We start from the raw sequence: 15,764 nt of genomic DNA, 5'->3' as shown, positions 1-15,764 counted from the left end.
AGTAGATGTATACCAGTCATGCAGTAATTGCACTTGCTATATTCACGGTGTCGCTGCTCGTTCTGAGCAGTCTCGTCCTCGCCTATATCACAATCGTAAAAGCACGCGACATGCGGCTTACGCGCTATATGAACAGCTTCGCGCAGAAGAATAGCACGCTCATGTATGTTTACATGACCCAAGGCGGGACCAGCCGGGCACTCGTGCCTCATAACAGACGAACGTTCGCCGCAGCGGAGAAACTGCTGAGCGATTACTTGCAAATCGCGCATAGCGATGAGATTCAGCTTCGGGCGAAGCAATTCGCTGAGGCTCATTTTACGAACACCTATCGAGAGATGCTGCTAAGCCGTAAGTGGAGCATACGGATGAATGCGCTCTACCATGCTTCTGTGTTCGGCATGGACAACCTGTTTGAAGACATTACATGGCTGATGAACAGTCCAAAATGTACCGCGCAGGAGCATTATCAAATCTGTAAGCTGCTCATCCATTCTCGGAACAGCAGTTTCATACAGAGTCTTATTCGGTTGCCAGGCGATCTGAAGGCATTCAATTACCGCCAGCTGCTGTCCATGCTGACAAATGACCAGTTCGATGAAGCATTGGCGCAATTCCATGAGCTGCCAATGCCGATTCAGCACAGCTTCGTTGAGATGATCGGCATTCTGAACAAATATGAGCAGCTCGACTTTCTGGAGCAGCAGCTATTCCGCATTGCAGAACCAGCTGGCCAATCGTCTGAGCTGCGCATTAAGCTATTGAAATCCATCGCACAGCTCGGCTTCACAGAGCGCGCGGAGCAATACAGCAAGTTCGCCGCTTCCAGCAGCTGGGAGGAGCGGGCCATGACCGCGAAGCTGTTCGGAGCGCTAAGAAAACCGGAGCTGGTAGCACCGCTTACTGAGCTGATCAAAGACCGCTCATGGTGGGTACGAACACAAGCAGCCGGCGCGCTGCTGAACATGAAGGAGGGGAAGCAATTGTTAATGCATATTGCTGAGCATGATCATGACCGGTTCGCCCGGGATATCGCCAAAGAAACGCTAGGACTTCATCCCGGATGAGTGCGGCGACACTTTGGACCGACGTTATCGGCATTTATGGCCGCTTCATTCTCTCCTTCATGCTCCTCGCGACCACTTTCTACCTGACCATGTTTCTTTTCTCCTTCATGTCCATGCGCCGCGAGTACAAGCTGAACCGATTCCGCTCGCATGAAGCGCTGCTCAACATCGCATTTACGAAGCCCGTATCGGTCATCGTACCTGCTCATAACGAGGAAGCGGGTATCATAGAGAGCATCCGCTCCCTGCTCGGACTGCACTATCCGGAATTCGAGATTATTGTTGTGAACGACGGCTCGAATGATGGCATGCGCAAGCAGGTGATCGAGCATTTTCAGATGGTGCCTATTAAACGCAATGCTCAGCAGTTGATTGCTACGGAATCGGTCACTGAGGTCTATCAATCGCAGCTGCTGCCGCATCTGTACATGCTGGACAAGCAAAACGGCGGCAAAGCCGATGCCCTGAACGCCGGCATTAATTATGCCAAATATTCGTATTTTTGTTCCATTGATGGAGATTCTATTCTTGAACAGGATGCGCTTGTGAAAATCATGAAGCCGATCATGACATCGAATGAAGACGTCATCGCGTCCGGCGGCTCAGTGCGAATCGCGAACGGAAATACCATTCAGATGGGCAGCGTGAAACAGATCAAGCTATCTACGAAGCCGCTTGTCATCTATCAGGTCGTTGAATATTTACGCGCCTTCCTCGTCGGCAGAGTCGGTCTCAGCCGCTATAATTTGCTGCTCGTCATATCTGGAGCTTTCGGCGTGTTCTCGAAGGAGTGGGTCGTAGCTGCTGGCGGTTATTCCACGAAGACAGCTGGTGAGGATATGGAGCTTGTTGTCAGGCTGCAGCGGCTCATCAAAAAGCGGCGATCAAACAAACGGATTGCATTCACAGCAGATCCGGTATGCTGGACAGAAGCTCCAGAGACGGCAGCCGATTTGCGCAAACAACGTAACCGTTGGCATCGCGGTTTGCTTGAGAGCTTATGGAGGCATCGGGGAATGACGCTGAATCCGAGGTATGGCTACATCGGACTCATTGTGTTTCCTTACTTCTGGATCATCGAGCTGCTTGGACCTGTTGTTGAGCTCTGCGGCTATATGTTCATCGTGTTGTCTCTGTTTATGGGCGGCATCTCGATTGAATTTGCGGTCATGCTGTTCTTGGCTTTTCTGCTCTATGGCTCGTTAATCTCGCTGCTCGCGCTGATCTTGGAAGAATGGGGATTGCAGAAATACTCCAATAAGAAGGATGTCCTGAAGCTGTATCTCTATTCCTTAACCGAAATTATTTGGTACCGTCCGTTAACGGTGCTCTGGCGCGTTGAAGGCATATTCCAATTCTTCCTTGGCTACTCCGCTTGGGGAGAAATGAAACGCAGAGGAATCTCATCATGAGGAAGCTGGACCTAATTAATCGCCGATGGCTCATGGCTGCTGCCGTGACCATCGGCCTCTTGGTCGTCTCATCGCCGATCTGGAGCTGGTATTTGAAATCCGAGCATAAGCTGAACGTGCTGATCGTGGACAAAACGGTACCGGACAGCTCCTACCGGAACCACGCAGGGCTGACCTGGATGCTGAACAATGCAAAATACGTACAGTCTTCGGGCAAAGCCTATCGTCCTTCAAGCGACTACTTCGGCTTCAAACCGCTCGGTGACGAAAAGTACCGTATCGATGCCGTTCCTGACCAAATCGACAGCTATGATCTTATCTATCTGGCGAGCATGTACGGCGTAGACAAAGAGGAATATACCGGCAGAGAGCCGGGACCTTCAGAGAGTAAAAGCTTATACGGCGGCATGACGATAGCGGAGTTCGAGCCGATTCGCAGCAAGCTGCTAACGAAGGGCGGCACGCTCATCGCTGAACGTAATCTGTTTGGCAAGCCGACGACGCCTGAGCTGCGCGTGCGTATGTACAGCCTGCTGAATCTGACTTGGGATGGCTGGTCCTATAAGTACGTGGCAGACCTCGCTGGTACTGAAGTGCCGAACAAGCTAAAGGCTAGTGTCGCAAAAGCAAGCGGGAGCAGCTGGACCTACAAGGGCGGCGGCTATCTGTTCATGAATGAATTTACAGAGGAGAATCTCGTCCTGACGGAAGCGGATTTGACTGGCGGCGCACCGGCCTTTGCTTACACAACGGAAGGCGAGCAACAGCTGCGACTTTCGGAGAAAGGGATAGGGAAAGCGAAGGGGAATCAAGCGTATTCCGGTTGGGTGGATGTGATTAAGCCAGCCGATGAACGCGAAGTGCTAGCGAGCTATACCCTTGCGCTCTCGCCTTCCGGGCGGGAGAAGCTCAGCCGCAGGTACATCCCGATGACGATGCCTGCCATTATTCATCATCAGAATGAGCGGTATGGCACGTATTATTTCAACGGGCAGTTCTCCCTCAATACGGACCTTCCGTCGATCTATCAAAGCTCGATTCAGACGGCGCTCCGCAAGCTGCCGACTTGGCACGAAGCCGAGGATGCGTTTTACTGGGATACATACATTCCGCTCATGAAGGCGATCATCGACCACGGTATGACGAAGCCGGCTGTAACGCCGCCGCAGGTCGAGAAGCTCAGTGCCGGTAATACGTCGTATTCGGCTCGCATGTTCGGTGATCATTTGCAAACGCTGAAGAATGGCAAATGGACGAACTTCACCGTTAAAGGGGTGAACATCGGAATGGGCAAGCCCGGAGCTTTCCCGGGAAATGCCGCCATCGGCCGCGATGAATATTATCGTTGGTTCCAGCAGATCGCAGCGATGAATGCGAATGCGATCCGCGTCTATACGCTGCAGCCGCCTGCATTCTATGAAGCGCTGTATGCGTTTAATCAGACGACGGACAAGCCGCTCTACTTGTTCCATGGCGCTTGGGTGCTCGAAGACGCGCTCGTCTCGTCCGGCAATGCATACTCAGATGCGGTGATGAAACCGTTCCACGAGGAGATCGTGGATGTCGTAAACGCCGTGCACGGCAAAGCGAACCTGCCGAAACAGGCTGGCCATGCCTATGGCAGCTACACCTACGACGTCTCCCCTTACCTGCTCGGCTGGATTCTCGGCATCGAATGGGACCCTCATGCGGTGGCGGATACGAATAAACAAACGGCGCATAAGCAACCTTTTGACGGACGGTATATGTACACGAAAGGCGCTTCGCCGTTCGAGAATTGGCTCGCGCAGGGCATGGAGTACATGGCGGCGTATGAGCAGGATCATTACCACGTGCAGCATGCGCTCAGCTTCACCAACTGGCCGACGACAGATATGCTGAAGCATCCGCTGGAATCGTTCGCGGAAGAAGATATGTCGGTGGTGAACCCGAACCATATTTATACGAAGGAAAGCTATTATCCGGGTTCCTTCGCTTCTTACCACATCTATCCGTATTATCCGGATTTCATGAACAATGAATATAAGGATTACGAGGACCAATCGGGTACGAAGAACAACTATGCCGGCTATTTGCACGCGCTGAAGGCAGTACACCGACTGCCTATTCTGGTGGCGGAGTTCGGTATTCCAAGCTCGAGGGGCATGACGCATCGCAATGTGAGCGGTAAGGATCAGGGGCATCACTCGGAGCAGGAACAAGGGCAGCTTATCGCTGGACTGTATGAGGATATGCTGAGTGAAGGGTACATGGGGGGAATGATTTTCTCCTGGCAGGATGAATGGTTCAAGCGGACGTGGAACACGATGGAGTACGATAATGCGCATCGCCGCCCATTCTGGTCGAACGTTCAAACGAACGAGCAATACTTTGGCCTACTCTCCTTCGATCCCGGCATGAATGAGGTGCCGATCGACGTCGATGGTGATACGCTCGATTGGGATGCGCTGCATCTGGCCCCCATCTACAAGGCGGCAGACAGCAAGCAGAACTTGAAAGCACTCTATATGACGAATGATTCGGAGTATGTGTACTTGCGCCTCGATTACGGGAAGTTGTCGGCTGACGACATCCATACGTCAATTATGCTCGATACGGTGCCAGGACAAGGGAATACGAAGCTGCCTAAGGGCATTCCGCTTGCCAATCAAGTCGGGTTCGACTTCTATATCGACCTCGCAAGCGCGAGCTATGCGGAGACGTTCGTGGACAGCTACTACGATACATTCTACTACGATTATGCGCACTTGAAGAAGCTGATCCCTGCAGTGGCTGGTGTGAGCACGAAGAACAATGGCATGTACAATCCGATTCGGCTTGTACTGAATAAGGGATCGCGGATGGTACTGCCAAATGGCAAGCTGCTCAATTACCCGTTCGAGTCGTACCATACGGGATTACTGCAGGAAGGCAACAGCAACACGCGGTCAGCGGACTACAACTCACTCGCCGACTACAAGGTGAATGAGAAGCTGGGCATCATTGAGCTGCGCATCCCTTGGCTGATGCTTAACGCGAAGGACCCAAGCCTGCACGAAATGACAGGCGATCTGTGGGCATCCGGCAAAGGTTATCAGTCAAGCGTGACGACGAATGGATTTCATATGCTCGTTGTAGAGCAGAACGGCGGCGGTAGCAGCAAGCTGAGTACGCTGCCGGAGCTGAAGACTGACGAGCCGGTTACGCCCTCACAGCTGAAGCTCTTCCAGTGGGGCGAGTGGAACCTGCCCGCTTATCATGAGCGGCTGAAGCAGTCGTATGAGGTGCTTCAGAAGGAATACGCGAAATATTAAAAAGGCGAGGGACACCTCGCCGAGCAGAGCAGCCTCGCATACGTTCATTCGGGATGAACGGTATGCGGGGTTTTTGTTTTTGGATACAATACGTATCTTTTGAAGCGTTGAAATCACAAATTATTTTAATCAATCGTAAAAAACAGATTGACATGATACGTTTAGTATCATAGTATATTGATAGATACAATGAGTATTGTAAACTGGGGAATTTTAATTATACCGAATCAACCTTAAATAATCCTTATTTCGTACAATTGGCTGAAGTAGGAGGGATCCAATCGGTGCTACATCTCGGCAAATCAATCGCAGAACTACGAGAAGAAAGAGAAATTACACAAGAGGAACTAGCAAAGACACTTGGCATTTCCAGATCGACTCTCTCTCACTATGAGAAGAACCGAAGGAAGCCACCGCTAGACTTTATCGTCTTATTAGCGGATACATTTAATGTATCCGTCGAGCAAATCATAAACCCTCAGAAAAGGGTTCAATAAAAAGCAGCGGTCACCATGATCCAGAAGAGGTGTGAGAAATTAGATTATCACGATCATTCCTTTACTTCGTCCCTGCCTTCCTGTGGGTTGCGCTCATCTTCCACTTTTCTTCGGAGCCCTATAAGGAACAGACCATTATCCCGTTTCTCGAGCGCCACTTGAACGAAGATACTTGGAGGAAACTGCTCCCTGATATCACGATACATTATTTACACTCCGCCATATCGGCTAAGCAGCAGCCTTTTCAATTTATGGAGTTCATCTTCCGCAAGAGCGCTCATCTGTTTGTATACGGCATGTTTGCGATAGTCATGTACGTCGCTTTCATTCCATTTCGATTCAAGGCAGTACGCGGTGCTGCAGCTTCCTTGGCGGTCGTGGCCTGCATCGCTTGTTTCGATGAATGGAATCAAAAGTATACGGCTCAGCGTACAAGCACGATATTGGATGTTTTCGTCGATGTGACAGGCGGATTGATATTCTTGATCATCGCCCTGCTGCTAATCAGATGGATCAAAATAAGCATCAGAAGGAAGTCTGCTCTGTGAGAGCCGGCTTCTTTTTATTTTGGAAACTCAATAGTGCAAAAAAAAAGCCCGGCACCATAAAATAGGTTAGGCATACAAGCCTAAACCCTATTTATGATACCGTCATACGCGCTTTATAAAGTTTTCAAGCAGCTCTCCGTGATTTCTTTCCATGTGCTGTATAATTCGACGATCCGATTCTCTTCGTGATATAGACCGCTCTGAACGACAATGAGCTCAATATCTGCAGTCGCCTTTAACGTATGGAGAGTTTTCATTGGAATATGAAGAATATTGCCTGCCTTTACCTTCATATAATTGCCGTTCTGCAGAAATTCCCCTTCACCGTTAACGATTGTCCATACTTCTTCCCGGTAGGTATGCATGCGATAACTCAAGTTTTCCCCAGCCCGGATTCCCACGCGTTTGGTTGCTACACACCGGCCATCCTCATAGATCTGGTCGTCCAGAATTCTTACCCAGCCCCATTTGCGTTCTTCATACCTCGGAGCTTGATTATAATTGATATAATTCTTAATTCTGGTGCTCGCACTCTTACTCGAGACCAGTATCCCATCGGGACTAGCTGCGACAACGATATCCGATAAGCCGACAATAGAAACGGGGATATCAATTTCATTAATTAAATGTGTATTATGGCAATCTTCGCTTATGATTCCTTTACCAATTTGCTTATTTTTCATTTCTTCGGTCAGCGTATTCCAAGTTCCGAGGTCTTTCCAGCAGCCTGCGTAGGGAATCACTGCGATGTTATTCGCTTTCTCCACAACTTGATAGTCAAAGCTAATCTTAGGGAGTACATGATATTGCTTCCGCAGTTCATCGTATTGAATCGGCATATTCAGTTGTTCTAGAAGTGAAATCAGGTACCCGAGTTTAAATGCGAACACTCCGCAGTTCCATAGTGCCTGCTGTGAGAGCAGTTCCTCCGCCTCTGCTTCGGTCGGTTTCTCGCGGAAACTTCTGACTTTCTTATATCCGCCTTTGCCTGCTTCCTCTACTTCTTCTATTTCGGGAATAATGTATCCATACTTTGACGATGGATACGTTGGCTTAACCCCGATCAACGCCAAATCGGCTTCTGATTCGTTTAGTACTTCTTCCAGTTCCTTTACAGTTTCAAAGAAGTTATTCTCTACCAAAGGGTCTACCGGCACTATGGTTATCGTCTCACTCAGACTAGCCCCTTTAACCGAGTAAAGATATACCGCAGCCAAAGCAATCGCAGGAAACGTATCTCTGCGTTCTGGCTCGATAATTAATGGCACTTCTGCTCCGATCTGGCTTTGCATCATCTCCACCTGACTTTGGCTCGTTGCAATATAGCTATCCTCGCTCAGCTTGCTTTGTTTAAGCTGCCCCCATAGCTGCTGTACCATGGATATTAACTGCTGATCTTCGTTTTCCAGTACTTTGAGGAACTGCTTGGATCTTGCATCGTTGGATAATGGCCACAACCTCGTTCCTGATCCGCCGGACAATAAAATGAGCTTCACTTTCACTCCTCCATTCTCTCTGTACAACGAAACGCTTTCTTCACGGAATAAAATAGGAGCGGCTGCAAGCAGCCACTCCCTTTGTGTGAGTTAATTTAACCTATAATATTCGCAGTACCAATCCGTAAACTTCTGCAAACCTTCTTCAATTGAAGTCTTCGGCTTAAACTCTACGATCTGCTCTAATAACTCCGTTGATGCGTAAGTTGCGGGAACGTCGCCAGGTTTAATCGGTTCATAGACTTTCTCGAATAACACTTCCCTGTCTAATGAAAGACTCAGACATTTCTCTAGCGTCTCAATGAAGGTCATCAATTTCTCCGGGCTATTGTTGCCGATATTAAACACTCTATGAGGAGCCTTCTCCTGCTCCACTGGAGGGTGACTGAGCAGGCGCTCAATCCCTTCCACAATATCATCAATATATGTAAAATCACGATACAGGTCTTTCTCAAAATCTCCGTTGTTGAAGATCTTGATTGGCTCGCCTGCGAAATACTTCTGGGTAAACCCAAAGTACGCCATATCAGGACGCCCCAATGGACCATATACAGTAAAGAAACGTAAGCCCGTTGCAGGAATCTTATACAGATGACTGTACGTATGAGCCATTAATTCGTTTGACTTTTTGGTTGCCGCATAGAGTGATACCGGCTGATCAACCGGATCGGATTCCTCAAATGGAACCTTCTGATTAGCACCGTAGACAGAGCTTGAAGATGCATATAGGAGATGCTCTACTGGATGATGTCTGCATGCCTCTAAAATGTTGAAGAAGCCAATGATATTGCTCTGCATGTAAACATCCGGATTCTCAATGGAGTACCTTACACCGGCTTGGGCTGCTAGATTCACCACAACATGAGGCTTATATTCGCCAAACGCATTCATCATCATAGCTTTATCTGAGATATCACCTTTAATAAAGGTGAACCTCTTGTAAGGCCTCAGCAGCTCTAAGCGAGAATATTTAAGGTTTACATCGTAATATTCATTCATATTGTCAATTCCAATTACACGGCAGCCCTGCTCTAACAATTTTCTGGATAAATAATAGCCAATAAACCCTGTCGCTCCGGTAATTAGGTAGGTTTTACCTTTATCAAGAGTATTGTAAGTCAATGTTCTTCGACTCCTTCATTCTCTCTTTACTTGCAGATTTTCTTCCAATAGAATGATACTCTACACCTGCCTCTTGCATCTGCGCAACGCTATACATATTTCTTCCGTCAAAGACAAGCGGTGTTCGCATCAACTTCTTATAAGCTTCTGGAAGCAAAGCCTTTACTTCTCCCCATTCCGTAAATATAAAGCAAACGTTCGCACCCTCTAGTGCATGCTCGATATGATCGACATAAGTGATACTGCCTCTACCATTCTTGCCTTCAGGGTGCACCTTTGCAAAGTTATCCACGCCCACGGGATCATATGCATAGATATCAGCACCTTGCGCTAATAACAAAGGAACATTCTCCAGTGATGCAGCCTCCCGCAAATCATCTGTTCCGGGCTTAAACGTTAAGCCTAGAACAGCCACCTTAAGACCGTTAAAGGTAATCAGTCTTTGACTAGCTTTCTTATAAAGTATCGTTTTTTGTTCCTTGTTGACATCAATGGCGGCTTTCACCGTCTTTAACTCATATCCTTTTTGTCTGGCTATATACTCAAGCGCCTTGGTATCCTTTGGAAAGCATGAACCGCCATAACCAATACCGGCATTTAGAAACTTACCCCCAATCCGCTCATCATAACTCATGCCTCTTGCAACATCCTGGATATCGGCGCCTACCAATTCACATAAATTGGCAATGTCGTTCATATACGATATCTTAAGCGCAAGGAAATTATTAGCGGCATACTTAATCATCTCAGCCGATCTTCGATTTACGGAAACAATAGGCAATTGAAAGGGCTGATAGATCTGCTTCAGCATCTCTTCAGCCCATTTGCTCTCGACTCCAATTATAATTCTCTCCGCGTGCAACGTATCTTGTACCGCTGAGCCTTGTGACAAGAACTCGGGATTGGATGCGACTTCAACTCGAACATCATTGACCAGAAAATCCCGGATAAACTGTTCAACTTTATCATTTGTGCCAACCGGAACTGTTGACTTCACGACAACCAAGCAATCCGACTCCACAGATTCCGCGATTTGCTTGGCGACCGTTGCAATGTAAGAAAGATTAGCAGAGCCATCAGGCTGCTCCGGAGTTCCTACACCGATGAAGATTGCATCTGCATTTCGGTATGCCGCTTTGTAATCCGTAGTATAAGCTAATCTCCCTGCATTATAATTCTTCTGCATCATCTCTTCTAACCCGGCTTCATAAACCGGGGAAACCCCGGCTTCCATTAATTTGACTTTAGTTTCATCAATATCTACACATGTCACTTGATGTCCAACTTCTGCTAAGCATACACCTGCAACTAGGCCGACATATCCAGTTCCTGCTACTGCAATTTTCATTTTGCCTCACCACCACTTTAATTGATATCATCATAATTAAGTTGAAAGTGTCTTCTACGGTATTATTCACAGAGTAACACAACAAGACCTATCCTTATCCCTAATAAATTGATAATTCCGGTACTGCTACATCAATACCTTTATTTCCGTTACTTTCTAGCCACGATTGGAACATAAGAATTGGCCAAAGCGCGTACTGCCAATTTCTACGGCCGGAAAGATGCTCATTCCATTTTTTACGAATAGGTTCGGCTTGAAAGAATCCTTGTTGCTCAAGAAGATCTTGCGATAATAAAGATTCTGCCCAGTCCTTAAGGGGGCCTCTCAGCCAATGATCGATAGGAACGCCGAATCCCATCTTGGGTCTGTCAATTAGACTTGGAGGCACATATTTATAAAGAACTTGCCGAAGTAACCACTTGCCTTTTCCATCTCTTATTTTCATCGACAAGGGCAGACGCCATGAAAATTCTACAATTTGATGATCCAGCATAGGCACTCTAGATTCTAAACTAGCCGCCATTCCGGCACGATCGACTTTTACAAGTATATCGTCAGGCAAATAATTAACGCTGTCTTTATACATCATCCATTCTGTATAATTGGCTATTTGAGGCGAACTAAAGGGCCAGGTCGGGACTTCCGAGCCAGATATAATTAGCTCGTAAGGATTCCATTGGGATATTAATCGCTGATATAGCTCCTGACCATTTTTTAACGACAGCACATCGGCAATCCTGTGAATCTTATCGCCAGGTCTTCTTCCTTGTCCAGGCAAGAAAACACCAGTATGATCCCATAGATGCGGAGGAATGGACTTCATTGAGGATGCTATCATGGTTCTAACTGGCCTAGGGATCACTTCAATTTTGCCCCATGCCCGCATAGCCTCAAAGTAACGGGAATACCCTCCGAACAATTCGTCACCGCCATCACCTGATAAACTAACCGTAACTTTTTGTCTAGCTAGTTGCGATACTAAAAAAGTCGGAATCTGGGAAGCATCTGCAAACGGTTCATCATACATTTGAGGCAAGTGCGGGATAACAGCTAAAGCTTCATTCGGTGTCACGTATAATTCAGTATGGTCGGTTTGAAGATGACGGGCCACTGCCATGGCATGTTCGGCTTCATTATACCCAGCTTCATTAAATCCGATGGTGAATGTTTTGACGGCCTGTTTACTTTGTTGCTGCATTAAGGCGACAACGACGGAAGAATCAACCCCCCCCGATAGGAAGGCTCCTAAAGGAACGTCTGCCCGCATTTGTCGTCGTACAGAATTTCTTATCAAACGATCTAGTTCCTCTACTGCTTCTTCATCTGCGCCTGTAAAGGGATCATCCATTCCTTTGACAACCGCATCGTTGACTGACCAGTATTCTATTAGATTGATCTCCTTGGCCGGATTCATTAAATCCAACGTGCCGATTGTGCCCGGAGGCAACTTAAAAATGCCCTTGTATATGGAGTATGGAGCAGGAATGTAGCTATACCTGAGATAAAGGGCCAACGCGTCACGATCAATATCGCCTCGAAAAGCAGGATGCTTCCGCAACGACTTCAGCTCCGAGCCAAAGAGGAACGTATCGCCCATCCATCCGTAATATAATGGCTTTTCGCCCATGCGATCCCGAAACAAATAGATCTTTTTCTCTCTTCTGTCGAACACAGTTGCCGCAAACATACCCGTAGCTTTTTTTACAGCGTTAACTACACCCCATTGCTCGATAGCTGCAAGCAAAATTTCCGTATCCGAATGACCCCGAAATTTGCAGCCCAATTCCTCCAGCTCACGTCTGATATCGGTGAAATTATAAATTTCCCCATTATAAATGATACAGAATCGCCCGGACGCTGTTAACATCGGTTGGTGTCCCTCGGGCGATAAATCCAAAATGGAAAGCCGCCGATGACCCAGTGCAATTCCTGCCTCCTCATCAATCCAGCTACCCTCACCATCAGGGCCTCTATGATAGATCGGATCCGTCATACTCTTTAAGATGTGGGCAAACTTCTCGGATGAATACTTTTCGTTCTTTAAAAAAAAACCGATTATACCGCACATAAGGATAGCTCCCTTTTTGACTAAGCTAATTGTTGAAAATTGTTGAATGACCCTTCTTCATTGTATGCTCACCTAAATATTCTCAAGTGCATGATGTATTTTCCCTACCCAATTTCTATAATCAAATTTGCTCTCAGCACATTCTCTTGCTTTTAATGATAATTTCAAAATTTCTTGTTGTGTCATAGACAGGGCTTTATGGATTTTCTCTAAACATAAATCGATATCACACCCATCAAAGATCAGACTATTAACATCATCTTCTAAATAATATTTAGTGTAATCTCCAATGCGAGATACAATAGGTACTACACCATAGCACATTGCTTCTGGAACTTTACTTGGAAAATTAGCTAGGGTCATTTGATTTTCTTCTCTAGCCAACACTAAGAAATGCATTGCCTGATACAATTTTATTAGTTCTTTGTACTCCATCCATTTGTGTATTACGAGTATCTCTTTAAGATTCTCGTACTCTTGAAAAGTCAATACCTCTTCAATTTTCTCTCGCTTGACTCCACATAAATGTAACTCTACCCGTTCTTTTTCATCCGAAGTCAACTGACTAAAACTCTTCAGAACGACCTCAATTGCATCCTTCATCAACCCATTTCCTGGGAAAATAAACTTGATTTTATCAAAAGATTTAATTTCTTTTGGATATTCATGCACGTCCGCCATAATAGGTAAGCACATTGTATTACATTTTTTCTTAGTCAAATAGTTATCAATATATGTAGAGATGGGGAAAATCAAGTCATGTTGTGGTAGATACTGTTCAAAACAAATATTATATGCCTTCCAATCACGTTTTGACTTAAATATACTATTAGGGAACCACTCTGCAACACCGCTTGCTGTCTTAAAGCCAATCTTCTTTTTATACTTTAAAATCTCACGATGAACGAATAAATCTGAATCTGAAGAATATATTAATACAATATCTTCTCTTGTAATCTTATACTTCTTTAAGATATTGATTAAGAGATGCCCTTGTAAATAGTGAAATTCTAGTTTTCGTAGAATTCTATTTTTAGACATTTTGAATGGAATTATTTTAATTCCTTTATATGACATATGACCTTCCTGCTTTTGAAGCTTAAATTCTTCGTTTATGTTTGTTATTACGTATACATCGTATTCCGCTTCTTTTAATGCCTGACTAAAATATTGCACATAATTTGACGCTGCTGATCCGCGAGGATAATTTAAAAATCCTCCATGTAGAAAAATTCTTTTTTTCAATATGTTCCCCCCATGATTCACTTAAATATAGCGATTCAGCGATATAAAATTATCTTCACCCGCACCAGAACCAACATATCGTGCTCCTGCTACTCCGATCTTAAACATTCGGAGCCCCCTCTGCTAATGTTCTTAGTCCTCGTCTACGTAACTTTGTCGTTATTATACTCGATAAATAGACATAACTATCAATTTTAAATAAATGTGAAGCCCCGAGATAGATGACTGCACCGCATATAATTTGTAACAGCAGAATTGAGATAGTTGGAATTGCTACCCATGAAATCGTATAGATACTCCCTCCCATTACAAGCGCTAATAATAATGAAGGTGCTAAGTCGCGAATTTGTTCTACCATCGAGTAATTTATCAGTTTTTTATTCGGCAGCATATTGATTATCATTGAAATACCTGCAAAAGCAGTATTTGATATTGCGATCGCATAAACACTTATATTCATACTTATTAGAAGTAGACATACACCAATAATTTTCTTGTAAATCTCCAATTTCACAAGCATATCGCTTCTTCCCAAGGCCTTAATGGCTTGCCAGTTAGCCGTTTGCATAGGTTGGAATAACCAGTAAACGCAACAGATTTGTAAGAATGGTACAGACGCAATCCATTTTTCTGTTAATAAGACCAGTACAAGTGAATGGGCGATACTTACTAAGCCAATCATAAGCGGTAAAATTAAGTAAGCTGTAATCTTCATAGATCGCCTGGTTACCGTTTTTATATGACCTATATCGTTATTTACTTCCACCATCGCTGGAAATAACACTTTACCAATCGCTGTATCTATACTAGTAATCAGAAGACTAGGAAACTGATTACCTCTATTGTAATAAGCCAAAGCAGTCGTCGTATACAATTTACCAATCATTAAACTTCTTAACTCTCCATAGAAAGTATTAATTAAGTTAGCACCTACAAGTTTCCACCCAAATCCAACGAGTTTCTTAACGGAGTTCATTGAGAATAACAACTTCGGTCTCCATTGTGCAATAAAGAAGAGCACAATGGTATTAACGACCGCATTAAATAAGTACTGGGCTACCAAGGACCATACACCAAATCCGAGGTACGCCATAAAGATACCAATTAAACCCGAAGCTAAAGTGCCTCCTATTGTCGCAAAGAACATCTTTTTAAACATCATTTGCTTGGATACATAGGCTTGTTGAATAGTAATCACAGACGAGAGCGGCAGGATAAGTGCAATCACCTGCAGTACCGGCACTAACTTAGAATTATCATAAAACATGGCTATGTATGGTGCTAAAAAAAACAAAATCGTATAAAGCCCTATGGAAAGGATCAGGCTGACGTAGAATAGGGAAGAGAAGTCTGTTTCATCTGCATCTTTCTTTTGGATAAGTGTTTCACCCATCCCATTTGCCACAAAAACATTGGCTAGATTCGTAAAAACAAGAACTAAAGCGATTACGCCGTACTCACTGGGCATAAGCAACCGTGCTAACACGATGGACAGAACAAATGAAACTCCCTGTGAAATCACCCGCTCGCCAAATGCCCAGAGCGCCCCAGAAAACACCTTATCTTTAAGACTTTTATCGCTCATGCTATCCCCACTACTTTCTGGTTTTGGAAATCCTATATCAATTCACTTTCTTCCACCATCGCTTGCTTTCCGCATCGTCATCT

The 15,764-nt window shown here is 45.5% G+C and carries 11 protein-coding genes; 5 read left to right on the top strand and 6 right to left on the bottom strand.

The genetic code is table 11. The features are described 5' to 3' along the window. The first annotated feature begins 5 nt into the window (after nt 1–5). The 5 genes from BMY11_RS21360 to BMY11_RS21340 all read left to right on the top strand — a co-directional run bounded on the left by BMY11_RS21360 (nt 6) and on the right by BMY11_RS21340 (nt 6,817). Complete coding sequence (locus tag BMY11_RS21360) at nt 6–1,067, top strand: HEAT repeat domain-containing protein (RefSeq protein ID WP_090581040.1); 1,062 nt, start codon at nt 6–8, stop codon at nt 1,065–1,067. Beyond that, nucleotides 1,064–2,479 carry a glycosyltransferase family 2 protein gene (locus tag BMY11_RS21355; RefSeq protein ID WP_090581037.1) on the top strand — a complete coding sequence of 472 codons (1,416 nt, stop codon included), beginning with the start codon at nt 1,064–1,066 and terminating at the stop codon, nt 2,477–2,479. The genes BMY11_RS21360 and BMY11_RS21355 overlap by 4 nt, the downstream gene beginning before the upstream one ends. Beyond that, nucleotides 2,476–5,772 carry a hypothetical protein gene (locus BMY11_RS21350; RefSeq protein ID WP_090581034.1) on the top strand — a complete coding sequence of 1,099 codons (3,297 nt, stop codon included), beginning with the start codon at nt 2,476–2,478 and terminating at the stop codon, nt 5,770–5,772. Before BMY11_RS21355 ends, BMY11_RS21350 begins: the two co-directional genes overlap by 4 nt. Before the next feature lie 284 nt (nt 5,773–6,056). Further along, nucleotides 6,057–6,269, top strand: coding sequence for a helix-turn-helix transcriptional regulator (locus BMY11_RS21345; RefSeq protein WP_256217681.1), 213 nt, complete (start codon nt 6,057–6,059; stop codon nt 6,267–6,269). A gap of 38 nt (nt 6,270–6,307) precedes the next feature. After that, the gene (locus BMY11_RS21340; RefSeq protein ID WP_090581031.1) at nt 6,308–6,817 is read left to right on the top strand and encodes a VanZ family protein; all 510 of its coding nucleotides are present in this window, start codon (nt 6,308–6,310) and stop codon (nt 6,815–6,817) included. Between the two features lie 113 nt (nt 6,818–6,930). On the opposite strand, the gene BMY11_RS21335 is transcribed toward BMY11_RS21340, so the two are convergent. The 6 genes from BMY11_RS21335 to BMY11_RS21310 all read right to left on the bottom strand — a co-directional run bounded on the left by BMY11_RS21335 (nt 6,931) and on the right by BMY11_RS21310 (nt 15,681). Next, nucleotides 6,931–8,313, bottom strand: coding sequence for a sugar phosphate nucleotidyltransferase (locus tag BMY11_RS21335; protein ID WP_090581028.1), 1,383 nt, complete (start codon nt 8,311–8,313; stop codon nt 6,931–6,933). A gap of 90 nt (nt 8,314–8,403) precedes the next feature. Further along, on the bottom strand, nt 8,404–9,435 hold the full coding sequence (locus BMY11_RS21330; protein ID WP_090581025.1) for an SDR family NAD(P)-dependent oxidoreductase: 1,032 nt from the start codon (nt 9,433–9,435) through the stop codon (nt 8,404–8,406). Beyond that, the gene (locus BMY11_RS21325) at nt 9,416–10,783 is read right to left on the bottom strand and encodes a UDP-glucose dehydrogenase family protein (protein ID WP_090581022.1); all 1,368 of its coding nucleotides are present in this window, start codon (nt 10,781–10,783) and stop codon (nt 9,416–9,418) included. Before BMY11_RS21325 ends, BMY11_RS21330 begins: the two co-directional genes overlap by 20 nt. A gap of 100 nt (nt 10,784–10,883) precedes the next feature. Beyond that, a complete protein-coding gene (gene asnB / locus BMY11_RS21320; RefSeq protein ID WP_090581017.1) occupies nt 10,884–12,851 on the bottom strand; it encodes an asparagine synthase (glutamine-hydrolyzing) in 1,968 nt (655 codons plus the stop codon). Nucleotides 12,852–12,923: 72 nt separating this feature from the next. Further along, a complete protein-coding gene (locus BMY11_RS21315; RefSeq protein WP_090581014.1) occupies nt 12,924–14,096 on the bottom strand; it encodes a glycosyltransferase in 1,173 nt (390 codons plus the stop codon). A 100-nt stretch (nt 14,097–14,196) separates the two neighbouring features. After that, nucleotides 14,197–15,681 (bottom strand): lipopolysaccharide biosynthesis protein, encoded by a 1,485-nt coding sequence (locus tag BMY11_RS21310; protein ID WP_090581010.1) that lies wholly within the window; start codon nt 15,679–15,681, stop codon nt 14,197–14,199. Nucleotides 15,682–15,764: the final 83 nt, after the last annotated feature.

The sequence above is a fragment of the Paenibacillus sp. OV219 genome (assembly GCF_900110075.1).
Lineage (GTDB): Bacteria > Bacillota > Bacilli > Paenibacillales > Paenibacillaceae > Paenibacillus_Z.
This window is presented reverse-complemented; position numbering and strand designations above follow the sequence as displayed.